This window comes from Inquilinus ginsengisoli, assembly GCF_050434925.1.
Lineage (GTDB): Bacteria > Pseudomonadota > Alphaproteobacteria > DSM-16000 > Inquilinaceae > Inquilinus > Inquilinus ginsengisoli_B.
The window spans coordinates 1,583,894-1,607,707 of record NZ_JBNDJK010000001.1; the positions used below are offsets into that span (position 1 = coordinate 1,583,894).

The 23,814-nt window shown below is 65.2% G+C and carries 24 protein-coding genes; 16 read left to right on the plus strand and 8 right to left on the minus strand.

The genetic code is table 11. The annotated features are described in order from the left end of the window. The first annotated feature begins 38 nt into the window (after window positions 1-38). The 3 genes from QFZ27_RS07805 (at window position 39) to QFZ27_RS07815 (ending at window position 4,155) form a co-directional block, all read left to right on the plus strand. Entirely contained in the window at window positions 39-1,430 is a 1,392-nt protein-coding gene (locus QFZ27_RS07805) for an FAD-dependent oxidoreductase (RefSeq protein ID WP_429225571.1), read from the plus strand. 832 nt (window positions 1,431-2,262) lie between these two features. Continuing rightward, window positions 2,263-2,736 (plus strand): NUDIX hydrolase, encoded by a 474-nt coding sequence (locus QFZ27_RS07810; protein WP_429225572.1) that lies wholly within the window; start codon window positions 2,263-2,265, stop codon window positions 2,734-2,736. Between the two features lie 258 nt (window positions 2,737-2,994). Beyond that, entirely contained in the window at window positions 2,995-4,155 is a 1,161-nt protein-coding gene (locus QFZ27_RS07815; protein ID WP_429225574.1) for an FUSC family protein, read from the plus strand. Between the two features lie 71 nt (window positions 4,156-4,226). Here the strand turns inward: QFZ27_RS07815 and QFZ27_RS07820 are convergent, their stop codons facing one another. Continuing rightward, window positions 4,227-4,709, minus strand: a complete 483-nt coding sequence (locus QFZ27_RS07820) for a cupin domain-containing protein (RefSeq protein ID WP_429225575.1) — start codon at window positions 4,707-4,709, stop codon at window positions 4,227-4,229. A gap of 609 nt (window positions 4,710-5,318) precedes the next feature. Here QFZ27_RS07820 and QFZ27_RS07825 point away from each other — a divergent pair. After that, window positions 5,319-5,552 carry a hypothetical protein gene (locus tag QFZ27_RS07825; protein WP_429225576.1) on the plus strand — a complete coding sequence of 78 codons (234 nt, stop codon included), beginning with the start codon at window positions 5,319-5,321 and terminating at the stop codon, window positions 5,550-5,552. Between the two features lie 119 nt (window positions 5,553-5,671). Here QFZ27_RS07825 and QFZ27_RS07830 read toward each other — a convergent pair whose 3' ends face one another. Continuing rightward, window positions 5,672-5,839 (minus strand): hypothetical protein, encoded by a 168-nt coding sequence (locus tag QFZ27_RS07830; protein ID WP_429225577.1) that lies wholly within the window; start codon window positions 5,837-5,839, stop codon window positions 5,672-5,674. Window positions 5,840-6,079: 240 nt separating this feature from the next. On the opposite strand from QFZ27_RS07830, the gene QFZ27_RS07835 reads away from it, so the two are divergent. Continuing rightward, window positions 6,080-6,834 (plus strand): IS5 family transposase gene (locus QFZ27_RS07835; protein WP_429225578.1). Its coding sequence is split into 2 segments (ribosomal slippage): window positions 6,080-6,418 and window positions 6,421-6,834, totalling 753 coding nucleotides; the frame shifts between segments, so codons are not numbered across the junction. Between the two features lie 109 nt (window positions 6,835-6,943). Here QFZ27_RS07835 and QFZ27_RS07840 read toward each other — a convergent pair. The 3 genes from QFZ27_RS07840 to QFZ27_RS07850 form a co-directional block, all read right to left on the minus strand. After that, window positions 6,944-7,873: a sigma-70 family RNA polymerase sigma factor gene (locus tag QFZ27_RS07840; RefSeq protein WP_429225579.1), complete on the minus strand. Its 930-nt coding sequence runs from the start codon at window positions 7,871-7,873 to the stop codon at window positions 6,944-6,946. Between the two features lie 313 nt (window positions 7,874-8,186). Beyond that, window positions 8,187-8,651: a DUF2243 domain-containing protein gene (locus tag QFZ27_RS07845; protein ID WP_429225580.1), complete on the minus strand. Its 465-nt coding sequence runs from the start codon at window positions 8,649-8,651 to the stop codon at window positions 8,187-8,189. 492 nt (window positions 8,652-9,143) lie between these two features. Further along, entirely contained in the window at window positions 9,144-9,680 is a 537-nt protein-coding gene (locus tag QFZ27_RS07850) for a DUF4142 domain-containing protein (protein ID WP_429225582.1), read from the minus strand. Between the two features lie 235 nt (window positions 9,681-9,915). Here QFZ27_RS07850 and QFZ27_RS07855 point away from each other — a divergent pair, with 235 nt between their 5' ends. Further along, complete coding sequence (locus QFZ27_RS07855; protein WP_429225583.1) at window positions 9,916-10,800, plus strand: SDR family oxidoreductase; 885 nt, start codon at window positions 9,916-9,918, stop codon at window positions 10,798-10,800. A gap of 7 nt (window positions 10,801-10,807) precedes the next feature. Further along, window positions 10,808-12,868: a glycoside hydrolase family 65 protein gene (locus tag QFZ27_RS07860; protein WP_429225584.1), complete on the plus strand. Its 2,061-nt coding sequence runs from the start codon at window positions 10,808-10,810 to the stop codon at window positions 12,866-12,868. 102 nt (window positions 12,869-12,970) lie between these two features. Here the strand turns inward: QFZ27_RS07860 and QFZ27_RS07865 are convergent, their stop codons facing one another. Then, window positions 12,971-13,336 carry a hypothetical protein gene (locus QFZ27_RS07865; RefSeq protein WP_429225585.1) on the minus strand — a complete coding sequence of 122 codons (366 nt, stop codon included), beginning with the start codon at window positions 13,334-13,336 and terminating at the stop codon, window positions 12,971-12,973. Between the two features lie 13 nt (window positions 13,337-13,349). On the opposite strand from QFZ27_RS07865, the gene QFZ27_RS07870 reads away from it, so the two are divergent. The 7 genes from QFZ27_RS07870 (at window position 13,350) to QFZ27_RS07900 (ending at window position 17,689) form a co-directional block, all read left to right on the plus strand. Continuing rightward, window positions 13,350-13,595: a hypothetical protein gene (locus QFZ27_RS07870; protein ID WP_429225586.1), complete on the plus strand. Its 246-nt coding sequence runs from the start codon at window positions 13,350-13,352 to the stop codon at window positions 13,593-13,595. Beyond that, a complete protein-coding gene (locus tag QFZ27_RS07875) occupies window positions 13,592-13,816 on the plus strand; it encodes a hypothetical protein (RefSeq protein WP_429225587.1) in 225 nt (74 codons plus the stop codon). The genes QFZ27_RS07870 and QFZ27_RS07875 overlap by 4 nt, the downstream gene beginning before the upstream one ends. Window positions 13,817-13,984: 168 nt before the next feature. Then, window positions 13,985-14,647, plus strand: coding sequence for a tyrosine-type recombinase/integrase (locus QFZ27_RS07880; protein WP_429225588.1), 663 nt, complete (start codon window positions 13,985-13,987; stop codon window positions 14,645-14,647). Between the two features lie 433 nt (window positions 14,648-15,080). Beyond that, entirely contained in the window at window positions 15,081-16,067 is a 987-nt protein-coding gene (locus tag QFZ27_RS07885; protein ID WP_429225589.1) for an HWE histidine kinase domain-containing protein, read from the plus strand. 235 nt (window positions 16,068-16,302) lie between these two features. Further along, window positions 16,303-16,644, plus strand: coding sequence for a hypothetical protein (locus QFZ27_RS07890; protein WP_429232541.1), 342 nt, complete (start codon window positions 16,303-16,305; stop codon window positions 16,642-16,644). After that, on the plus strand, window positions 16,644-16,793 hold the full coding sequence (locus QFZ27_RS07895; RefSeq protein ID WP_429232425.1) for an ATP-binding protein: 150 nt from the start codon (window positions 16,644-16,646) through the stop codon (window positions 16,791-16,793). Before QFZ27_RS07890 ends, QFZ27_RS07895 begins: the two co-directional genes overlap by 1 nt. 386 nt (window positions 16,794-17,179) lie before the next feature. After that, a complete protein-coding gene (locus QFZ27_RS07900; protein WP_429225591.1) occupies window positions 17,180-17,689 on the plus strand; it encodes a sigma-70 family RNA polymerase sigma factor in 510 nt (169 codons plus the stop codon). Here the strand turns inward: QFZ27_RS07900 and QFZ27_RS07905 are convergent. Then, window positions 17,674-17,958: a DUF6894 family protein gene (locus QFZ27_RS07905; protein ID WP_429225592.1), complete on the minus strand. Its 285-nt coding sequence runs from the start codon at window positions 17,956-17,958 to the stop codon at window positions 17,674-17,676. The genes QFZ27_RS07900 and QFZ27_RS07905 overlap by 16 nt on opposite strands. A 1,131-nt stretch (window positions 17,959-19,089) precedes the next feature. Between QFZ27_RS07905 and ltrA the strand changes: the two genes are divergently transcribed. Together ltrA and QFZ27_RS07915 are read left to right on the plus strand one after the other, a co-directional pair. Next, complete coding sequence (ltrA, locus tag QFZ27_RS07910; RefSeq protein WP_429232426.1) at window positions 19,090-20,424, plus strand: group II intron reverse transcriptase/maturase; 1,335 nt, start codon at window positions 19,090-19,092, stop codon at window positions 20,422-20,424. 994 nt (window positions 20,425-21,418) lie between these two features. After that, window positions 21,419-22,231 carry a LuxR family transcriptional regulator gene (locus tag QFZ27_RS07915; protein WP_429225593.1) on the plus strand — a complete coding sequence of 271 codons (813 nt, stop codon included), beginning with the start codon at window positions 21,419-21,421 and terminating at the stop codon, window positions 22,229-22,231. A 398-nt stretch (window positions 22,232-22,629) separates the two neighbouring features. On the opposite strand, the gene QFZ27_RS07920 is transcribed toward QFZ27_RS07915, so the two are convergent. Beyond that, entirely contained in the window at window positions 22,630-23,697 is a 1,068-nt protein-coding gene (locus QFZ27_RS07920) for a GDP-L-fucose synthase family protein (RefSeq protein ID WP_429225594.1), read from the minus strand. Window positions 23,698-23,814: the final 117 nt, after the last annotated feature.

Here is a 23,814-nt window from a genome sequence, read left to right on the forward strand (position 1 = left end):
GTCCCGCCTCGGCACATCCATCGAACCGGAGAACGCAGATGACCGAACCGGAACGTTTCGACACCCTGATCCTCGGCAGCGGCCAGGGCGGCAAGCTGCTCGCCTGGACCCTGGCCCGTTCGGGACAGAAGATCGCCGTGGTGGAGCGCCAATGGGTCGGCGGCTCCTGCCCGGCGGTGGCCTGCCTGCCCAGCAAGAACGAGATCTGGAGCGCGCGGGTCGCCCATCTGGCGCAGCACGCGACGCAATTCGGCAGCGTGACCGGCCCCGTCCACACCGACATGGCGGCGGTCCGCAGCCGCAAGCAGGGCATGGTCGACCGCGAGATCGCCTTCCACCTCAACGCCTACAAGGAGAGCGGGGCCGAGCTGATCATGGGCACCGGGCGCTTCGTGGCGCCGAAGACCATCGAGGTCGCCCTGAATGGGGGCGGGACGCGCCTGCTGACGGGCGACCAGGTGGTGGTCAATGTCGGCACGCATGCGGCCATTCCGGCCATTCCCGGGATCGAGGCCGCCCGCCCGCTGACCCATATCGGCGCGCTGGAGCTGGATATCCTGCCGGAGCATCTGATGGTGCTCGGCGGCGGCTATGTCGGCATCGAGATGGCCCAGGCCTATCGCCGCTTCGGCAGCCGGGTGACGATCGTCGAGCCCGGCCCCCGCCTGATGGGCCGGGAGGATCCCGACGTGGCTGAGGAGATCCAGCGGATTCTCGAAGGCGATGGCATCGAGGTGCTGACGGGTGCCGAGCCGGCGGCGGTGCAGGGCCTGTCCGGCGACAAGATCATCATCACGGTCCGCATGGCGTCCGGTCAGCGGGCGGTCGAGGGCAGCCATCTGCTGGTCGCGGTCGGGCGCGTCCCGAACACCGAAGGGATCGGTCTTGACAGGGCCGGAATCGAGCTGGACGCCCGCGGCTTCATCCGCGTCAACGACCGGCTGCAGGCCAGCGCGCCCGGCGTCTGGGCGATCGGCGAGGCGGCCGGTAGCCCGCAATTCACCCATGTCTCGGTCGACGATCATCGGATCGTCCGGGACAACATGGCGGGCGGCAGCCGCAGCACGCGTGACCGGCTGGTTCCCTATGTCATGTTCACCGACCCGCAGCTGGCCCGCATCGGGCTCAGCGAGGGCGAAGCGCAGCGTCAAGGGATCGCGGTCCGCGTCGCGATGCTGCCGATGGCCAACGTGCTGCGCACGGAGGCGACGGACGAGACACAGGGCTTCATGAAGGTGCTCATCGGTGGGGACGACCGCATCGTCGGTTTCACCATGATCGGCTCTGAGGCCGGTGAGGTCCTGGCCGCCATCCAGACGGCGATGTTGGCCGGGCTGCCCTACCAGAAGCTCCGCGACGCCGTGATTTCGCACCTGACCATCGCAGAAGGACTCGGGCCGCTCCTGTCGAATGTGCCGCCGGCACAATGAAAGAACGGCTTGGCGGCACGACATCGACGAGATCCAGACGACTGGCCGGCCGCCCGGAAACGGGCGGCGGTTCATACCTCGTATCGACAGCATGGGTCTGGCCCGCCACCCGCATATGGCGGGCCAGGTCAACCTCGAGGCGATAAGTTACCTTGGCCGGCAGTCCGGAGACGGCACCGCCTGGCCAGCCGCATGTCCGCTTCCGAGCCGCCGGAGCGATGTCCGGTTTGAGCGAGGTCCGACCAGCCCCGATCGTCATTTCTCGATAGACTGCGGCGGGTCCGGCACGTGTCCAGTATCGGGACGCCACCGCCATGACCGCTATTGGCGCACCTCCGCCCGACCCACCGCGGCAGCTTTCGGCAGACTGCCGATCGGCTGAGGCTCTCATTGCTCCCGCCGCTGGTGCGCTCTGACACGGCGAGCGAGCGCTTTGGCGAATATCGAGCAGCCACTGCACAACAACGACGGAGCGATCCCCTCGAAATGGGGGATCGACTGCCCTCCGCAGCGGGCGCTAAATGCGCGTGGATGCCATGCTCCTGAGTGTCATCCGGCCCGACCCGGGGCTCTCCCCACCACGCTCCGGGTCGGACCCTAATCAGCCGCAGCGCCGAATTCAAAAGCGCTTATCGGCTTTGGAGGTACCGGCGCGATGAGCGGTTGTGGCGCCCTCTTGCCGGGCCGGGAAGGGCGGAAAGGGGCCATAGAACGGCGCGCGCCCGTGATGGCCGAATAGAGTTGCCTCTTCTAGGGATGACCCTCCATCTTGACCGGGCGGTCGGCTCAACCGGTCGCTCCGTCTACAAAATCCAGGTCGATCCAACAGCTCATGTCGGAAAAGAAGAAGGCTAAGGGCAAGGCGATCCGGGTCCAGTATGGAGCCTTGCCTTACCGCCAGTTGGACGATGGCTCGCTGCAGATCCTGCTTGTCACGTCGCGACAGACGAAGCGGTGGATCTTACCCAAGGGCTGGCCGATCAAAGGGCTCAAGCCAGCGAAATCCGCTGCCCGAGAGGCGTTTGAGGAAGCGGGTGTTCGCGGCGTTGTCGGCACCAGGCCGATCGGGAGCTTCACCTACGACAAGATCCTTGACGATGATGGGCGGATCGTCCCTTGCGAGATTCACGTATTTCCCCTCCTCGTCGAACGGCAGCACAGGACATGGCCCGAGCAGCTTGAACGTGAAGTTCGGTGGCTGGAGCCGAGCGGGGCAATTGCACTGCTCGACGAACCGGGCGCCAAGGATCTCGTCTCGGCGTTTGTTGATCGAAAGATGCCGGCCAAGGACACAAGCGGCAGCTGAGGGTCGGCTTCCGCCATGTCCACTTCCCAGGGACGACGGCGGTGGCCGCTTTCGGGCCACGCGCCGGTTTGGGTTGGCCGGGAAGAGTCGCGTCCGGTCATGTCCGCTCTCTGGCGTGATCTGAGATCCAAGCACACGTAGTAGGGCCGGCGAAAGCTATTGCGCAGCCGACCGGCATTCCGGACACTGGCGGACCATTGTTTCGAACTCCATTGCGTGATGTGGTCAGCCCAGTGCCATGCGACGTAGGGGGCGGCCGTGGACGACGACAAGCAGGTGGCTCCCGCCGAGCCCAGCCGATCGAACCACGAGGCTGCATCCGACGGTGCACGCCGGAGCGTCACCGGACTCCTGGCATCGCTTGCAGGATGGCTGGACCGCATCGATCCGAGCACGCATCGCCGTATCAAGGGGCTGCGCCTGGTCACTGCATACGGCATCGCGGTGATGCTGGGGGGCATGCCGGAGATTGATCGCGGCATCGCCGGAGGCGCGTCGCCCAGCGTGCTGGCCGGCGGATTCGCATTATGGGCGAGCGTGTCTGAAGGCCGCTCCACGAGGGGCGACTCCAGCCGCGACTTGCTCCTTCTGTGCACCGCCGCAGCGTTGGGCGCGGCTATCTTCATCCTCCTGAGCCCGTTGCTGACGGGGATCGGCCACGCCGGATCGGAGCTGACGCTCGCGACGGGTGCCTTTCTGGTCGGGTATCTGAAGCGCTTCGGCATTCTGGGCGCCGGGATCGGTTCGCAGGTCTTCATCGGCCAGCTCCTCGCCTATGGCGCCGGCCTGACCGAGGCGGATATCGCAATGGTCGGGGTTGCTGCCGCCGTCGCAACGCTTGCGGCGATCGTCCCCCGCGTTCTGAGCGGCCCGGCCGAACGCCCGCCGCCGATCCCCTCGGCTCCCGCCTCCATCGGCGGTCGGGACGGCCTGTCGCCGGAGCTCGTCGCCGGCTTGCAGGCAGCGGCTTCCACCCTCGTCATCGTTGCCCTCAACGACATGATCGGGCTTGCCGAATCCGCTTGGGCCATCACGGCGTGCGCGTATGTCGTGACCAGCTCGCCGACCGGAACGATCGAGCGGGTGCGCCGCCGCATCATGGGCACCGCAGTCGGTGTCCCGCTGGGGCTCATCTGCCTCCCGATCGCCGTCGATGCGCCGCTCCTGATCTGGGCCGCGGCGGCGCTTGCCATGATCATCTATGCGATGGCGTTGCCCGAGCGATACGATATCGCCTGCGGAGCGTACGCCTTCACGCTCGTCGTGACGTTGGCGGTCACGGGCGAGCATTCGATCTGGCTGCTCGCAGCACGGGCCTGGGAGACCTTGCTCGGCGGGGCGCTCGGACTGGCGGCTGCCATGCTCCTGGCGCCGCTGCAGACCGCCCGGACGGGTCGGCCGCCGCCCGACGGGGGATGAGGCTCAGGGAGAAATACTCGCAGGAAGCTCCTCGGCGGCTGCGGAGGGCGCCCGGTGGTGCCCTGCCCGGCTCAGTGGGCAGGAAGATCGCCCCGGGTCAGCGGCGGCCCGAGGAATTCGACGCCCCACCTGGCCCCGAAGGCGTTGAGCGCCTCCCGATCCGGAATGCCAGCCCGCATCGTGCCCGCAAGCTCCGTGAAGAAGGCTTCGGCATCGAGTGCCGGGGTGATGAGGATGTACTGGCGGGCCGGAGCGTCTGTCACGTTGACGAAGCCATGGGCTGCGCCACCGGGAATGCTCACGACATCGCCAGCCTCGGCGAAGAACCGCCGGCCGTCCACCTCGTAGAGGTAGCATCCCTCGATGACGCGAAAGATCTCCGCCTCGCGGTGCCGATGCCGCGGTGGGCCCGCACCCGGCGCATTGATCGTCTCGATGAAGCAGAACTCGCCTGCGCTCGCGACAAGGGGCATACGGATAAACAGTTCGAGACCGATGGCGGGGATCCGGATGGGGGCTTGCGTGCCCCGGGAATGAAGGAAGGATATGCTCATGCGTCCATCCTCACGATGCCGCTGGAGGGCCGATAGGATCCGAGCGCGACATGCGCCCGGAACTGCTCCGAGGTACAGATGGCCAGCGGACTGAGGAGGGCAGGTCACGTAAGCTCCGCAAATCCCCTCGTATCCCGCGTGGTCTGAGCCATCGCCGCCGTCCCTCAGTGTGTCCGCTGTTGGGAAGGTCCCCAATGACCGCTTGTGGTGCGCGCAGCTTACCCGATCAGCCGCAAACCCGCGGAGCCGTTAGGTTCTGGCGACGTCCGGTGTTGAGCCGGAGATATCGTGGCCGGAAATGGCGCCGTCCCGACGCGCCAGGCCGGCAGGGAAGGGCCATCCCCCGCGCGTCTTCATATCGGGTGGCGTGCACGATCCGATGGCCGAAGAGCGTGGACGCAACTGGCAGGATCTAAGCTTCCGCCACCTCAAGAACACCATCAGAGCCCGCTCTCTGACCACGCTCGTTCCAGATCTGTTCAGGGATCGCGGACGGCCTATGTCCTATCCTTGTAGCGAGACTTATGACGACGATTGGGACGCCGGATTGATGCCCGAAGGTCGAACCGCCCTGGACGCTCGACCAACTGACGCTGGGGAGAACTGAAAGTGAAGGTCTGGATCACGAAGTACGCGCTGACACGCGGCATTCAGGAGGTCGAGGCCGAGCACCGCGGCGACGATGTTGTCCTGCCGAAGGGCGACGGCTTCTGGGGCGTGATCGCGAAGCCACACTGGCATGAGTCTCGCGAAGGGGCGGTCGCCAGGGCTGAGGAGATGCGAAAGAAGAGAATCGAGACCCTCAGGAAGCAAATCGCTAGGCTCGAGAAATTGATATTCTGACATAAACTCGGCCCTGCGAGGAGCACCGCATAGCCGTCGCCGATCCAAGGGTCGCCTGCGGCCACGTCCGGTTTGGAGAGCCCGCAGCAACGGCCGGAAATGGCGCGACCTCGCCCTTCCTACTCCGCCGTCCTCTGGACCACCACTTCCCAGCTGCCCAGCCTCCGGCCATCCTCGGCATTGAGGTCGTTGAGCTCGACACGGATCACCCCGGTGCCGTCCTTGACCGCCATGGCGATCAGCTCGAACACAGCCACCCGCTGGGCGTCGTTGAACTCAATGGGCACGAACTGGCTCGGCCAAGGTCTGAGAGTCGCTGGGATCTTTCTAAATAACATGATGCCCCGCCAATTACGCAGGAATATCAAAGTCGGCCGTGTTGGAGTCTTGCGCAGTCTCTCATAGGCAGAGGGCCAAAGCCAGTTGACGGTCTTCCTAGGGTTAAAACCCAATCATCCTCTTGATGAAGTCGGTGAATCGTGATTCGCCCGGATCCCGGATCGACCAGAAGGGAGCGGGGACGACTGATGAGCAATCTGTTCTGGCTCAACGACGAGCAGTGGGCGGCGATCGAGCCGTTCATGCCGACGAACCAGCCTGGGGCGCGGCGCCAGGACGACCGTCGCGTCATGTCGGGCATCTTCCACGTCTTGAGGACCGGCTATCGCTGGCAAGATTGCCCCGGGGCGTATGGCCCGGCCACGACCATCTACAACCGTTTCAACCGCTGGTCGCGCAAGCGCTTCTGGACGGGCATGCTGGAAGCGCTCGCCAGCGCCGGTGCGGCGACCAACGCCGTCGCCATCGACGCCACCTACGTGAAGGCCCAGCGCGCCGCCTATGGCGGAAAAGGGGGGCCAAGGCGCAGGCCGTCGGGCCTTCGCGCGGTGGGAACACAACGAAGATCCATGCGCTCACCGACGTGATCGGCCGCCCTTTCGTCGTCGACCTCACGCCCGGCAACGTCGCCGATGTGACCGCTGCACCGAAGTTGATCGAGCGGGCGGCGGGCTTGGGCTATCTCATCGGCGATAAGGGCTACGATGCCGACGGCCTGCGCGCGATGATCCGCGCCCGCGGCGGCCGGCCAGTGATCCCCGGCAAGGCCAACCGCAAGCGCAAGATCCCGCTCGACAAGGCTCGCTACAAATCTCGCCATCTGATCGAGAATGCTTTCGGCCGATTGAAGGATTTCAGACGTATCGCCACTCGCTACGACAAGCTGGCCCGAAACTTCTTGTCCGCCGTCGCCCTCGCAACTTTGCTTGTCTTCTGGATCTGATTGAGTCTGGAGCCTAGCGCGGTTGGTATAACGCGTTGATAACAACGCACGATATGGGCGATCATCGCGCGTTGGAAAGCTTGCTGCCGGAGTCGCCGAGCACTCGTGCCTATCCAACGGTGTCGCGATCGACGAGGGCTTCGATGTCCTGCCGGAACCGGGACCGGCTGATCGGCTTGTTCCACACGGGTCTGCTCCGGTACGGCAACTGGATCTCGGAGTCCGGAGATGCGGTCACGAAGGCGAAGGGGACGTCCCGGTCGAGCAAGATGTCGGCGACGGGAAAGACCATCTCGTGATCCAATCGGATATCCAGCACCGCGGCGTCGATGGCCTCCGATTTCGCCAAGTCGATGGCGTCCTGCAGGCGGCCCACCGGGCCGATGACCTCGAATCCGGCGCCCCGGACGGCCTCTTCGAGCGCCATGGCGAGCCAGATCTCGTCTTCGACCACCATGACCCTGCGGTCCGGGCGGGCCGCGGACTTCGACAGCCGACCGGCCTGGACCTGCCCATGATGACCGGGCTTGCGGCGCCGGTCCGCCGAGGCTTGCTCGCGGCCGGCGACTGGCCCCTCGGGCGCCTCGCTCCCCAAGGTCGAGAGCCGCAGAGCGTCCCGGGCCCGGGACAGGCGAGATCGTACCGTCCCGACCGGGATGGCCAGCCGGTCCGCCGCCTCCTCATAGGACAAGCCGTCCAATGCGACGAGCTCGAGAATCTCGCGTTGATTACGCGGCATCTCGGACCAGAGCTTGCTCGTCTCCTTCAGCGCGACGCTGTCGAACTGAGGGGCCGGCGCAGCGGAATCGAAATCCTCTAATTCGCACCACTGGACCTTGTTCCAGGCCCGGCTGAAGGCGGAACGGCGGATGTTCCGCATCATCACGGCCATCCATGGGACGATGCGCGTCCCCGGCTCCCAGAGATGGAGCTTGACCATGGCGCGCGCCATCGTGTCCTGGAGCAGGTCGTCGGCATCCGCCCGGTTCCGGGTCAGCGAATAGGCAAAGCGACGCAATTCGGCAATGTGCGGCAGCACCTCCGTGATGAACAGCTGCCTGGTCGTTGGCGAAATCGCCGTCTGGTCCTCCGTGCTCCATCGGAACAACGGGGCGCAACTGGGTCAACGTTCCATAACAATGTGGCTCGGCACGAAAATACTTTTGCCAAAAGTACTGCACAAGTTCCGAACAGGCTGATACAGCAGCATTAAATTCGCATAAATGTAGAATGTTAATTCGCCCAAGTGGTTGATCTATTCGTTAGCTGTCCTGTATTCCCGGGGTAGAGCACGACAGTAGTAAAGGACTGAGCGGGCGGGGGGCGCATTGCCCACGCGCCGGCAGCTCCGGTCAGCCCGGCCAGGAGCAGGAGGGCGATTGCTGGACCTCCGGTCCGTTTCGGTTCGCCGCCGCACCGCTGCATCGTCCAGCCGAGCGCGATCGGCAGGAGGCCGAAGACCCCGCGGCCAGAGGGCTGGCGCTGTCGATCCTGATCCGGTGGATGCCGAGCACCCAGTGCGCGAGCACGGCGTCGACGACGTGCCACAGGCCGAAGCCAATGAGGACCGCGCCGAACAGCGGCCGGCCAGTTACAGTCAGGTGCACCCGCCACAGACCCCAGATTGCGACGGCCGCAATGACATACATCAGCGCATGAAAATAGCCGTCCCACAGTACTTGCATCCGCAGATCGCCGATGCCCGGAACTAGACTGAGCAGATGATGCCATTGCAGGATCTGGTGCAGAAGGATGCCGTCGAAAAAGCCACCGAGGGCGAAACCCAGCGCCACGCTCCATTTCGTGCTCGATCGCATGACCGTCTCCCTTCACCTGCGCTCCGCGCCTCGTCGACCTTGAACCAACGGACGGCGCGCGTGCCCATTTTCGGAACCGCTCCAGGCGCCGCTCCACCGTCATCACATGGACGGCCACCCGGCAGCGGACCTGCCGCCGCGCCTTGCGTTTGCGATGAACGCCTCGCGGGCCACGGCATGGTGTGGGGCCAGGCGCTTCATCGGATTGCCTTTGGGATGATCCAATTCCGCGAGCGGCGATTGGTGATGAGGAAGATCTCGAGGGTGCCATCCTCGTCAAACCGGACGGGAAGTGCGCCGACCTGCCCCGATGGCGCCCCATGAATCGGTCCTTTCAAGCCTGTTCCGGTCGTCAACGGCCCTGACGGCCAGACAACTCGGGCCGTGGTTCCCCGGGACATCAATCAAATGCGAGCCTTCGCTCCTCCTCGACGCCTGATGGAGGCCTGGTGCCCCTCGCTGCTTCCATGTGCCCTCGCGAAGGGCTGAAGATCACTGCAGAGCGCCAGCAATGCGCTTCGCCTCGTCGAGATGATGGCTGACGACCGGCACGATCTCGGTCGCAACTGCCTTCAGCTTCGCGTCGTCGCCGGATTCGCTGTAGGTCCGGTGCAGTTGCAGCGCGTCGGTGTGACCCTTGACCTGCATATACATGTAAAGGCGATCGAACTCCGGCCCTGACACCTTTTCGAGGCTCTGAAGCTGTGCGTTGTGGGCAGGATCGAGGGTGGTCGGCACCTGAGCCGCCCCGTCGGCCTTCGCCGCTGCCGCGATCTTCTCGGACGACTTCGTGTGATCGTCGACCATCATCTGGGCAAAGGTCTTGACGTCCGCGCTGGTCGACTTCTGCGATGCGATCGTGCTCGACTGGATCTCGAACTGGTCGCTCGCCGCTGCCTTCTGAACGTAGATGGCGGTCGGCGACTGCCCGGGCGACGGGGTCGTGGCCGTGGTCTGAGCAAAGCTCGCGGGCCCTGCGAGCGCTGCCGTGGCGATCGCGATGGCGAATGAGAGGAGATGACGCCGCATGGGTCTGTCCTGTGAAAGAGGGTGGTGCCGGTTCAACGGGTGGAATGGGCACACGCGTTCCGAAGAGAGCGGGCGGCATGTACGAGGCGGCCGGGAGCGCCCCGGAACCATCGACTGGCAACCTGTATTGGCGTTGCACCTGACCTCCGCGGCCGGATGATCGCGGCAGGCGCCGATCCAACGCGGTTCGACACGTCTCCATCGCCTTTCGTGCGACATTCAGTGGGGCTCTCTCATGGTGTCACCCTCTCCAGATCCGTCGCCCGCTCCGCCGATCTCCACGTCGCCGCGGTTCCAGGGCCGTGTCGCCATCATCACCGGCGCTGCCCGCGCCATGGGCCGGTCGCACGCCGTCGCGCTGGCGCGGGAAGGCTGCGACCTAGTCCTCTGCGACATCCTGGAGGATCTGCCCGACGGCACCCCCTATCCGAAGGCGACCGCCGCCAATCTCGATGAAACGGCACGCCGGGTCGAAGCCCACGGCCGGCGCTGCATCGCGCTGAAGGCCGATGTCGGCGAGCCGTCCCAGGCGGCATCTCTGGTCGACCGCGCCACCCGGGAACTCGGGCGCCTCGACTACCTCATCACCAATGCGGCCGTGACCATCGAAGGGCCGATCACCGAGACCCGGCCAGAAACCTTCGACCTGGTGCTGCGGACCAACCTGCAGGGGGTGTTCAATGTGCTTTCGCCCAGCCTGCAAGTGATGACGGGCCAGGGGCGCGGACGGGTCGTCGTCATCGGCTCGGGATCCGGCCGGCATGCCGAAGCCAACGCTGCGCCTTACGTCGCGTCGAAATGGGGCCTGATCGGGCTGGCCAAGACGGCGGCCCTCGAGGTGGCGAAGAGCGGCGTGACCGTCAACGTGATCCTGCCCGGGCCCGTCGACACGCCGATGATGGACAACCCGATCCGCTACCGCCAGGCCGTGCCGGACAAGCCGGAGCCGACGCGGGACGATTATCTGCAGGCCAAGAAGGACGCGACCCCGATGGGCATCGCCTGGGTCAAGCCCGAGGACATCACCGCCGCCGTGCTGTTCCTGCTGAGCGACGAGGCGCGCTTCATCAGCGGCGAAACCCTCAGCATCGACGCCGGCGATTCCGCCCACTGGACCTAGAACCGGCATGTCGACACCGATCAGTCCGCCCCCGGTCGAAGGCACCGGCGGCAACGACCTGCCGGCCTATCTCTCGAACGGCCTCCTGGGCCTCAGGGTTCGCCCGAACGCGCTCAGCGCCGGGGTCATGATGGTGTCGGGCTTCTCCGGCGAGGATCCGATCCATCACGTCGAAGCGGCCGCCGCGGCACCTTACCCGCTCGCGGTCGATCTGGCGCTCAACGGGATCTGGATGTCGGACGTGCCGAGCCAGGTCACGGTGACCCGGCAAGCCTACGATTTTTCTGCGGCGGAGCTGACGACGGAGCTGGTCTTCGCGCTCGACGGCGTCCGGGCCCATGCCACCGTCCTGACCTTCTGCAGCCGGGACCGGCCCACCATCGCCTGCCAGTCCGTGCAACTGCGCCTGGAGGGCTCCTCCGAGGTCAAGCTGCGTGCCCTCATCGACGGCCGCGGCGTCAACGGCTTCCCCATCCGCCTCAAGCGGGACGGCACCGGCGATGACGGGGCATCCTGCGACGGCGCCTTGCGGTGGCAGAGCGCCGGCGCGCTCGCCACTTGCGGCATCGCATATCACACCAAGCTGCACGGGGCGCACACCGAGCCGGACAAGCCGAGCCTGCACGCCCAGACCGTCGTCTCCGAGTATGGTTTCCAGGCCAAGGCTGGCCAAGCCTTCCGGCTAGAGCAGATCGTGAGCGTCGTCGCCAGCACGCTGCACCAGCAGCCGGACGACCAGGCCGTCCGGTTGCTGGGAAAGGCGCTCCGCGACGGCTTCGACACGCTCCGGGATGCCAACCGGGCCTGCTGGTCCAGGCTGTGGACCCGCCGCATCCGCCTGATCGGCGCGGATGAGCGCTGGCAGGCGATGGCCGATGCCGCGTTCTATTACCTGAACGCATCGGTGCATGCGTCGTCGCCGGCGTCGACCTCGATCTTCGGGCTCTCGGCCTGGCGCGACTATCACTACTACTATGGCCATGTGATGTGGGACATCGAGGCCTTCGCCATCCCGCCGGTCACCCTGTTCCAGCCGGAAGCGGCGGCGACGCTGCTGGGCTATCGGTCCAAGCATCTGCAGGCGGCGCACCGCAATGCCAAGCTGGTCGGCCGCCGCGGCGCCCAGTTCCCGTGGGAGAGCGCGCCGTCGACCGGCGAGGAGGCGGCACCGATGCCCGGCTCGGCCTCCTGGTATGAGGACCATGTCTCGCTGGACGTCGCTCTGGGCTTCAGCTTCTACGCAAATGTCACCGGTGAGGAACGGTTTCTGCAGGACCAGGCTTGGCCCGTGCTCTCCGGCGTGGCCGACTGGCTCGTCTCGCGCGCGACCAAGACAGACCGCGGTTACGAGATCAGTCAGACGATGGGGATCGCGGAGCGGGAATCCCCCTGCGACAATGCGGCCTACACCGTCATGGCCGCCCGCAAGGTGCTCGACGACGCCATCGATGCTGCGGGCCGCCTCGGCCGCAGATTCGACCCGGCCTGGACCAGGATCCGCGAAGGGCTGGTCCTTCCGCGGCGCGGCGACGTCGTCATCTCGCATGACGGCTTCCAGCCGTCGGAGGAGAAGGGGGCCACGCCGGATCCGCTGATGGGGATCTTCCCCATCGGCCATCCCTTGGACCGGGCCGTCGAGCAGGCGACCCTGAGATTCTATCTCGGGCTCGCCGATCAGTATGTCGGGGCGCCGATGCTGTCGGCCCTGTTCGGCGCCTGGGCGGCCAGGACGGGAGATCGCCCGCTCGCGGCGAAGCTCCTGGACGACGGCTATGGCCGCTTCTGCACCGGCCCCGTCATGCAGACGCTCGAATACCGGCCCGACGTCTTCCCGGACCAGCCGAGGGCGAGTCCCTTCCTAGCGAATATCGGTGGCTTTCTGATCAGCCTCCTGCTCGGCTTCACCGGCCTGCGCCCGTCCGCCGCCGAACCCGCCGATTGGGCGGAGCGCCCTGTCGTGCTGCCGGAGGGATGGGACCGCATCGAGGTCGATGAGCTGTCGATCCGGGGAAAACCGGCGCGGCTGATTGCCGAGCACGGCGCTCACAGGGCGAGCCTCGACAGTTGACGACAGTCAGTCGGCATCTCCCGGCGAAGGTCGCGTGCAGGCTCCGGGAAGGCCATGGCGTCCGGATCGGCAACGGAGCGAAGCTGGTCCTGGCCGACGGCGTCAGGCGGTCGGCAGCGTAGCCCCGTCCCGGGCATAGACCTGCGCAATCCGACAGCCCCGTGGGTCGTATTGCACCACGATCGCGCCGGGCTGGCCGGCCGGCCGGACCCACATCTGGCGGAGCGCTAAGCTATACTCTGTCGGGTAGCCGGGCAGCACCGGGGCCAGTTCGATACGGGAGATGCCGCTGGCAGTGAGGTGATGCGCCGTCAGAGCACTGGCGAGTCGGTCGGCGCAGATGTCGTTTCCCAATGCCGTGCGGACCCTCTCAGCCACGGCTGGGTCGGGCGGTGCCGAGAGTGGAGCCTGGCCAGTGCAGCTCGACAGAGTGACGACGAGGGCACAACCGGAAAGAAGCTTGATCATGGAAGATCACCATATGTCAGGTAGGCTTGGGCAGTTCGCGCCCGAACGCAGCTCGAATTCGATGGCGGCGCCGCCTGCCAACACCGCTGGACGGCGGGTCGGTTCCAAATCCGACGCCCGAATAGACCATGCCGAGGATGACCGCCTCCGCCGGGCGCTGGCCGACGGCGCGCCGGCGGCGGTCGCCGCCGCCATCACGCGGATCCGGCAGGAGGAGGCGGCCGCGCTGGCGCGGCTGCGCGCGACGGTCCAGCCATGACCGACTGGATCGAGGACGCCGCCACGCCGATGCCCGCGGCGTTGCCATGGACACCACCGGCGGGGCCGGTTGCCCTGAGCCAGGCGAAGATCGGCGAAATCAAGGCGCTCGCGCAGCAGGCCGGCCGGCTGGTCGAAGCCTCGCTTTTCCGAGAACACGCGGATCGCCTACGGCAAGGGCTGGCACGCCTGGAGCGACTGGTGCCTTGGCTTCGGCCTTGATCCAACCGGGGAGAACCCCGAGGCCGCGGCCGACGCTGCGCCGCGCCGCCGTGGTGCCGATCCGCAAGCGGCTGAAGCGGCCGCTACGGCACGATTGACGCCGAGTTCGAGGCGTTCCTGAAGGGCCTGCGCCGCACCAAGGGCGCCCGGCCGGTGTGCAAGGCGGCCGTGCTAGAGCCGAACCTACGCGCCGCCGCCCTGGTGCTGACCCCGGGCGCGCATTCCGACCTGGCCGGCACCAACCTCGCCGTCAGGGCAGGGGAGGGACGCCGGGCCCGGCGGGACATGGCGCTGCTGCTGACTGGATTCGCCGGCGGCTTCCGCCGCTCCGAGCTCGCCGCCCTCGGCTTGCGGGACGTTAGCTTCACTGCCGAGGGCCTGGTGTTGTTCGTCGGCCGCTCCACGGCCGACCAAGAGCGCCACGGCGCCGAGGTTGGCATCGAGGCGGTGCCCGGCTCGCCGCTCTGCGCCGTGTCCGCGCTGCGCCGCTGGCTCGAAGTCCGTGGCGAAACCGCGGGCGCCCTGTTCGGTCGGCTCGACCGCGGCGGCAACCTGATGCCCGGCGCTGACGGCCGCCTGCTGCCGGTCGACCCGGCGACGATCGCACGCCTGGTCAAGCGGGTGCTGATCCGCACCGGGGTCGAGGCGGGAGAGTTTTCGGCGCACAGCCTGCGCGCCGGGATGATGACCGCGGCGGACCGGCTCGGCGTGCCCTTCGAACAGGCGATGGAGCACGGGCGCTGGAAGAGCTACAGCGCGGCCCGGATCTATCGGCGGCACTCGAGTCTATGGACTGGGAATTTTACGGGCAAGCTGTTGCAGGGCCGATAGGCGCTCGGTTCCCTTCCGCGATCGGCTCTTTGCGGACGGTCGCCGGCCCTCCTGGCTTCCCGGAAGCGGACATTTCCGGCGATCCAATCGCCCCGAAGCGGAGAGGATCGCTTCGGGTCGGATCGGGTCAGACCGGTTATTCAGCACCGAGGCGACAGCTGCTTCCAGCACCCGCAGTTCGGCCTATCCGGCGGCAACTGGGCGGAAAGCGGAAGTCCGGAGTGGCTGGCGGCTCATCAAGCCAGCGGCACTCGTCGCTGGCATCGGCTCAGCCTGATGCGGCCGGCATTGCACAACTCCGCTGCATGGTTGACAGCGCCCCTGGGAACACACCTCCCTGTCTAGCTCTTAGCGCAAATGAAGAGCATTCTCTCACCAGCGGCTGAGCCTTGATTGGCCCGAACCGCTCCGATCGGGAGGACGGGGAAGGCTGATGAATCTCGTGGACATCTACCGCCTGATGCGCAATGCGCACATTCAGGCGCAGAGCATTGTCGATACCATTCCCGAGCCACTGCTCGTTCTCGACAACCATCACTGCGTCGAATCCGTCAGCCGAAGCTTCTATGACACCTTCCAGGTGGCCCAGGACGAGACCCTTGGCCGGCCGATCTACGATCTGGGCGATGGCCAGTGGGACATTCCCGATCTGCGCCATCTGCTCGAAAACGTCATCACCAAGAGCATGGCGGTCATCGATTATGAAGTCGTGCACGACCCGAACATCGGCCGGCGCACGATGCTCGTTTCCGCTCATCGGCTATTCCAGCCCGACAGGTCCAGCCAGAGCATGCTGGTGTCAATTGTCGATGCCACGCTGAGCCGGCAGCGCGAAGCCGAGTCCGACATGCTTGTCGGCGAGCTGCGGCATCGGATCAAGAACCTGCTCGCCATGGTCCAGGCGATGGCGCGACAGACCGTGGCAGAGGGCCGTTCCGGAGTGGAGTATCGGGACGACTTCCTTGGCAGGTTCAAGGCGCTCGTGACCGCTCATGATCTGGCGTTCGGCCAGCCCGGTGAGATCGGGCTGCGCACACTGATCGAGAAGACCGTCGCGCCCTACGCCGCCGGTGAGAAGAAAATCATCGTTGAACCCGGCCCGGCCGTTACGCTCGCACAGGTTCAGATTGTGCCCATTGGCCTGATCCTGCACGAGCTCGCAACCAACGCCGTGAAGCACGGCGCCCTTTCGGCGCCCGAGGGCCAAGTCCGGATCCTCTGGGATGTGTCCAAAGACAGCGCTCCGAAGCTCGGGCTTCGCTGGCAGGAACGCGGCGGGCCCCCGGTGACGCCGCCGGCCACCGCCGGCTTCGGCACCCGTCTCATCGATTTCGTCGCTACGCGCGAGCTCGGTGGTCGAGTGGAACTCGAATACCTGCCTTCCGGTTTAAGCTTGGAGATTGTGGTTCCAATGCCGTGATCTGAGATCCAGGTGAGCTTGTGGCTGTGGCGAGAGCAGTTCTCATCGTCGAGGACGAGTTCCTCATCGCCATGGATCTCGATCTGATCCTGAGCCGGCATGGTTGGACCGTCATTGGACCCGCTGCCACTGTCGCTGAGGCTCTGCGCCTCTTACAAGCCGAGCAGCCGGCCGTTGCGGTTCTCGATGTCACCCTGCAGGACGGAGCGGTATCGCCTGTCTACGAGAGCGAAACGTGCCCTTCATCGTGGCGAGCGCCTATGACCGGCCGGAGCTTGTTGGGGGAGAGGCTCTGGCGGGAGTACACAACATCGGCAAGCCGCTCGACGAACACCGCTCCTGGCGGCCCTGCGTGAGGCTATCGGGCCCTGAGCCGGGGCCGCGAGCGACGCCGAGGGGATCGCCTTGGGTCATCCACCGGCGTCTGGTTCTGCGGCGCCGTCAGGATCTCCTGCGGCTTCGGCTGCGGCAGCACAAGCTGCTGATCATCGAGCTCGGCTATCTGCCCTTCGAGCCCAACTCCGGGCACCTGTTCTCCAGCTCGTCTCCCGCCGCTACAAGCGCGGCAGTCTGCTGATCACCTCGAACCGCTCCGTCGGTGAATGGGGCGAGGTCTTCCCCGACCCGGTTTTGGCCACTGCCATCCTCGACCGGCTGCACCACAGCCACGTCCTGCGATCCGCGGCGACAGGCGCCGGCTGCGCGAGAAACGCCGCGCCGGCCTGATCAAGTATGAACCCTCAGACGGGAGACGGTTGCATGACGCAGCCCGAACCCCACCCCCGCGGCTCAACCCCGTGAGACCTCAGGAACCTTTTGCGCTTCGCTCCGCCAGCCGCGTTCGCGCGCCTCTCCTTCAGCGAGAGCTGAAGCCAACCAATTCGACGGTTGCCGCAACGCGGCTTTGTGTCGCTCCGCAAAAGCAGGAACACGGTCAATAGCCACCGTCGCTCCAGACAGATGATCAAGGGAAAACTATTGCCGCTCCGCCTCGTTGGAGCGGGGAACGCTGCCGGCCAGCCACGGTTAGTTCATCACTGCCGCGGTAATTCATCACTTCGCTTCGCCTCGCTTCGATCTCGTCCTTTTTATTATTTGGGAAGGTGGAATAGATGGCCGATCATGTGTTTGTCAGCCGTACGGAATATACCGCGACAGTGGCACCGGTCCTGGCGGAGCTCGGCCGGTATGCTCGGTTCCTTACCCGCAACAGCGCTGATGCCGAGGATCTGCTCCAGGACACCCTTCTGCGTGCTTACACCAAGTTCCATCTCTGGCAGCCCGGCACCAACATCGCCGGCTGGCTTTGCGTCGTAATGAAGCGCGTGTTTCTGTCGCAGTTCGAGCAGCGAAAGCGGTACGTGACGGCACCGATCGAGGATTTCGATCGGCCAATGATGCCCAGTCAGGAGCACAGCCTGGACCTAGCGCGGCTCGGGATTGCGATAGAGCGCCTGGAGCCACATCATCGGGACTTGGTGCAGTCAGTCGCGATCGACGGCGAGTCCTACGAGGAAGCGGCGCTTACCCACGCCATTCCAATTGGAACGGTAAGATCGCGGCTCGGCCGAGCGCGGGAATTCCTCCGACGCGATACTGGAATTGCCTATTCCGGACGGTGAATCGAGGTTTTTGCCCCGCCGTCTCTGCCTGACTGTGGCGATCCGGCGCTTGCGACGGTGATGGCTACCGCGAGGCGTTCGACGCCTGCCTCGCCGGTCACCAGCACCCTCAGAGATCGGTGGTCGACGACCACTTCCGGATGGTCTGAGATGTACTCACCTGCGAACACAATGGCGGCCAGTCTGGCGGCATCGTGGTCGGGCAATTCCGTGCCGCGGTCATCAGACTCACGACCACCATCCGCGAGCTCAAAATAGTAGCGCGGCACCCTATCGATCGCCTCTTCTCAAGGATATTCAGGCAGTCAACGGTCAGATGGCCCAAGCGGTGCCGCAGCGTCCGTCATCCACCCGCCGTCGAGGATGTTCCTTCGGGCTGTCTCAGTGCGCCAGGATCTCCCCCCAGCGGCGCCTTTCGTCCCCTGCGCAGAACGGCGACCAACGTCCCGGCCGCAGCATGACCTCCTCCGCGGAAATCGCATGAGGTTTGCCGGTTTGTTCGTGGACTCCGGACGCCTACGCTCCTACTCTTGTAGCGACCCTCGGAGCGGCGACACCGCAAGGTTCATCTTGCCGGGTGAGGCGCCCTGGCGGCCAGATGCAGCTGGTACCGACGCGATCCTCCGGCTCGGCCGGTCCGGCGACCGGCCCAGGAACCGGGCGAAGTCGGGCACCACCCGGACATGGTCGTGCTGGGTCTTGGGCCCGAACGGCGGATCCTCATGTCCTCGATCATCCGCTGGCGCAGCGAGGCGACGGGTGCAGAGATCACGGAAGCCTCCTGTCTGCAGGGAGTGGACCCCTGCTTCAGACACCCGCGATCGTGGCCCAGACCGGCTCAACAGCGCCGCCCTCCTATGCCGCGGAGCGGCTTAGTCGTGTGCCCAGCATGTTCGACCGCCTGGGGGTGCAAGTCCCCTGGCCAACCTGATGGAGGTGAAGGCCTAGTGAAGCGCAAGGGCATCATCGCGAGGTGGTGTCTGAAGGAAGCGTGGAGCAAACCGCGACCTGACGAACAGAAACCGGATAGGAGGCATCCCTGGCCGGACGAGCGGGCGACTAGCCGCGAAGTCCATATCCATCAAGGGACAGGGCTGTAGATCCGGCAGGGGTGCGGGGAAGGCGATCGAGCTTACCTGGGGAGGCCTGCATCATGTTCCGATCTCGGAACTGAGGGAATCGCAAGATGACCTGACCGTGACGCAGGAGTCAGCAGAGGGCGTGGTAGGTGATGCTGTCGGCAAGGCTGGTGAGGCACTCCAAAGCCGAAAGGCGGAGCAACGGATAGGCCGAGCCGGGAACGATCACCGAAGGCCCGAACGATGGGAAGTGGCAAGTAGGACCGACAACTCATGAATGGAAAGCGGCAGAAGACCCAGTGCGTACTGGCCCTCGAACCGATGGGCAGGGGTGAACCCCCGGTCAGCGGCCACGAAGGGGCCGAACCATCCGTGGCGAAGTCGGCACCCGAAAGCCCGGCCTGGACAGAACACCTCATGGAGACGGTGTGTAACCGGGAGAATCTGGAAACAGCGTGGAAACGCGTTCGAAGCAACAAAGGTAGTCTGGGCGTGGATGGGATGACCATCGACGATGCCAAGGACTACCTGCGTAAGCATTGGCCAGACATCCGGTCCCAATTGCTTGAGGGAACCTACCAGCCGCAGCCGGTCAAGCGGGTCGAAATCCCCAAGCCGGACGGCGGGGTCAGAAAGCTCGGCGTGCCTTGCGTCGTCGACAGACTGATCCAGCAAGCCTTGCTGCAGGTTCTCCAGGAGCAGTGGGACCCGACGTTCTCCGAGCACAGCTACGGCTTCCGCCCGGGACGCTCCGCCCATCAGGCTGTAGCCCAAGCGCAACGCTACGTTGCCGAGGGCTACTGCTATGTGGTTGACATCGATCTCGAAAAATTCTTCGACCGAGTCAATCACGACAACCTGATGGCGCGCGTTGCCGCGAGGGTGCACGATAAGCGTGTGCTCAAACTCATCCGCGCATTCCTCAATGCGGGGGTGATGGAGAACGGCCTGGTCCGTCCAGTGGACGAGGGGACCCCGCAAGGGGGCCCGCTCTCGCCCCTCCTAAGCAATCTCCTGCTCGACGACCTCGACAGGGAACTGGCCCGAAGGGGGCTCCGCTTCTGCCGCTACGCGGACGACTGCAACATCTATGTCCGCAGCCGCCGCGCCGGCGAACGGGTCATGGCCTCCGTCAGCCGGTTCCTGACCAAGAAGCTACGGCTGAAGGTCAACGCGGCGAAGAGCGCGGTGGCGCGTCCGGAGGAGCGGAAGTTCCTTGGATTCAGCATCTCGAATGACGGGGGCGAGCGGCGCATTGCGCCGAAGGCCCTCGACAAATTCGAGACGCTGATCCGGGACATGACACGCCGGACACGGGGCATCAGTCTGGCGCAGCTGATCAAAGAGCTGAAGCCATACCTCATCGGATGGCGCGGCTACTTCGGCTTCTGCCAGACCCCCCGGGTGCTTACGAACTTGGAAGCGTGGATCCGCCGACGACTGCGCTCGTATCTTTGGCGGCAATGGGGGAACGGGCACAACCGCTACAAAGAGCTGCGCCGTCGTGGCGTACCAAAGCTCCGTGCCGCGGTTGCCGCCGGTTCGCCGACGGGATTCTGGCGCATGTCAGGACACCCGGCGGTCCAACAGGCCCTGCGCAACCACCACATCGAGTCGCTCGGTCTCCCCCGCCTCTATGTCTCTGTCCAAGCTTAATCCGGTCGAACCGCCGTGGTACGTGACCCGTATGCCCGGTGGTGTGGGAGGGGCGGCGCCGTGAGGCGTCCCCCTATCCCGATCTATGGCGCGTCACAGCCCGCGCATCACAGTCCGGTGTCGACTCCATCGTTACACCTAAGCCGACATCCCATCGCGTGCCGAAGCGCGATGTCGCTGCCGAGGCTATCCTTGCACTCCGGCTCCGACGCGCCTTGGGTCAGAGCCGATGAGAACAGAGCCGCAGGAAATGCTGCGATCGATCGAGGCCGGCCATGTCCGATCGGAGGGTCGAGTCCGATGGCAGGTCTCGGGGATCATCATCGGGTTGGGCTGGGCCGGAAGGACCGGATGTCGCAGGTGCGGGCAATGTCCGGTGTCGCTGCGGCGACAACGCGGTGACCGCATATGTTTAGGGCTTCGGATGCCGGCCCTTGCGCGGGAGATGAGGCCGGGAGCGGGGCCGGCGTTCCGAAGCCTTCAGAGGGGCTGCGACGCCACCGGTGGCGGTGACCGCACCCAGACGCCGGTACTCGCGGCCTCGATGCGCGGATGCGGATCCTCTCCGGGCCGGGGTGGCACCGACCGTGCACCCGTGCGCCGATCTGCCGGATTTACCTAAATTGTTATGATTCCCGCTTGACGGCGTGCGGAGGTTGAGTCTTACCTTACTCAATGTTGTTGTGAGTGGACCGCCAATAAAAGAGCCACAACTGACGAATAACGATCAGCAGTCGATTAGCAGATTAGCAACTTGTCGCCGCGCGAGAGGCGTGTATTGTCCGACCTTTGTCTAGGCCGCCGTTGAAAATGTGATCTTGGGTGTGCGCGGCCAGATGCAATGCGAATGCTTGTGATAATTATCATCACCGAACAGATATCGTCGTACCATTCATTGTTTTATTTCGCATACCTTCTTCCATTTTACGGAAATGCCGTAAGTTCGATTGAGCGACTTGCTGAGGCGGACCTTCAGCCAGAACAGGAGAGGCTAATGCTTGCGTACAAACAAAAAGCTCACAATCTCAACAGATCTGCCGCTATTGCGGAGTGGACGCCGCCATACGAGGCGGAAACCAAGTGCGCTCTTGCACCAACCGACGAATCGAGCACCCAGGCCGTCGCGAAGGATGGTCCCGACACCTCATTGATTGCGATCGTCGATCGCCGTGCTCTTGGCAGGGAGGTACTCACGACCGCCCTTGCGACAGCAAATGGGGGCTTCAACAGCCGGACATACGCCGAAATCGGCGAATGGCTGATCGACGAAAACCGGCACAGCACATCGGCAATCCTGCTCGGGATCGGTGGAATCGGCAGCGACAATCCGGATCTGGCTGCAGACCTGCGATGCCTGGCGCGGGAGTATCCACAGATCCCTGTGCTCGTGATGGGCGATATCGAGGATCCTTATCAGATCATCGAATTCCTGTCCCATGGCGTGCGTGGCTGCATCCCGACCACCGCCAGCCTCGGCGTCGCGATCGGAGCACTGTCGTTGGCGATCGCCGGCGGCGTGTTCGTGCCGGCCAGCGCGCTCCTCGACACGAGCGGCGCACCGCGGCAGCTTCCGCCGGATGCCAGGAGCGTGTTCGGTCTGACCGCGCGGCAGGCGGCGATCGCCGACGGCATCTGCCGTGGGAAACCGAACAAGGTCATCGCCTATGAGCTGAACCTCTCCGAAAGCACGGTAAAGGTGCACATCCGCGGCATTATGAAGAAGCTGCAGGCTCGGAACCGGACCGAGGTGGCGTTCAGGCTGCACGCAACCAAGGCGGGCCCGAGGTGGCCCATGGCGCCTTGTTAGCCGTTCCAAACCAGCGCTGAGCACCCGGTCGCGTACCAGACCGAACGAGACGCGCCATGGCGCGCAGGCCGCTCGCTGCCTCCCCACTCGACATCGCAATGTCGAAACCGAAGGCAGGGCACGGTTGGAGGCGAGCCTTGCGCTCGGCTGGCCAGACCCAGGACAGCCGTCGACATTTCTTGGAATGGATGACGGGACGGCGGCGTCCTAGCTCCCGTCGCTGGATGCCTCAGCCTCGCTTCGGCGGGATTCTTTTTGAGGCGCGGGCGCCAGTCACCGGCGGCAAGTGTCGTCGGGTGCTGGCGCGCCTCGCCGCCGGCCCGATCCCGTGCTCGAGATCAGGTCCGCTGATCGAGGTCAGCGGCAAAAGACGAGAGTGCCCGACCGGCCGTCGCCTGTCAGGTTGGCCGTTCGGACATGAGCCCAACCTGCCCGTGCGACGGCTGCCTTTCGTGGACGCCGACAGGCAACAGGATCTGGTCTCTCGACGTCGTCATGGATTCGGCGCGTGCCGCCTCAACCGCGAGCCAATGCTCGAATGTCGCCTGGATGCCCTCGGCGAGGCCGATCGTTGGGGACCAGCCGAGGGACGTTATCTTGCTCACGTCGAGGAGCTTCCGTGGTGTGCCGTCTGGTCGGCTGCTATCGAAGCTGAAGCCGCCCTCATATCCCACGATCTCGGCAATGAGCGCGGCCAGCTCGACGATCGTGATGTCGGATCCGGCGCCGATGTTGATCGGAGTCGGCTGATCGTAGCGCTGCATCACCGCCACGCATCCGTCGGCGACATCGTTGACATGGAGGAACTCGCGCCGCGGTCGGCCCGAGCCCCAAAGCGTGACAACAGGCTGGCCTTGTCGCTTCGCCTCATAGATCCGGCGGATCAGCGCCGGCAGCACATGCGACGTCTCCAGATCGAAATTGTCGTTCGGGCCATAGAGGTTGGTCGGCATCACCGAGACGAAGCGGCAGCCATATTGGCGCGCATAGGTCTCGACGAGCTTCACGCCACCGATCTTCGCGATCGCATAGCCTTCGTTGGTCTTCTCCAGCGGGCCGGTGAGCAGCGCGTCCTCGCAGATCGGCTGGACGGCGTCGCGAGGATAGATGCAGCTCGAGCCGAAATAGAGCAGCTTCTCGACCCCGGTCCGGTACGCCCCATGGATCACATTCGCGGTGATCATCAGATTCTCGTACAGGAAGTCCGCGGGATAGGTCGCGTTCGCGACGATCCCGCCGACCCGCGCCGCTGCCGCGAACACGATCTCAGGCCGCTCCCGTTCCATCCAGGCCTGCGTGGCGGCCTGACAGGTCAGGTCCACTGCCGACCGGTCGGCCAGCAGGAGCTCGCAACCCTCCCGGGCGAGCCGTCGCACCAAGGCCGAGCCCACCATGCCGCTGTGACCAGTGACCCAGACGCGTTTGCCGCGCAGCTCCATCTGCTGGCCGGCCGCCGTGCTCGACATTCCATCGCTCTCCCTGTGCATGTATTTGAGAATGAGAATTAAGATATCGTCACACATTTTCTTGCTCATTTATTTTAGCTTTCTCGATCGGCGCCGACACCACATGCAAAAGGCGAT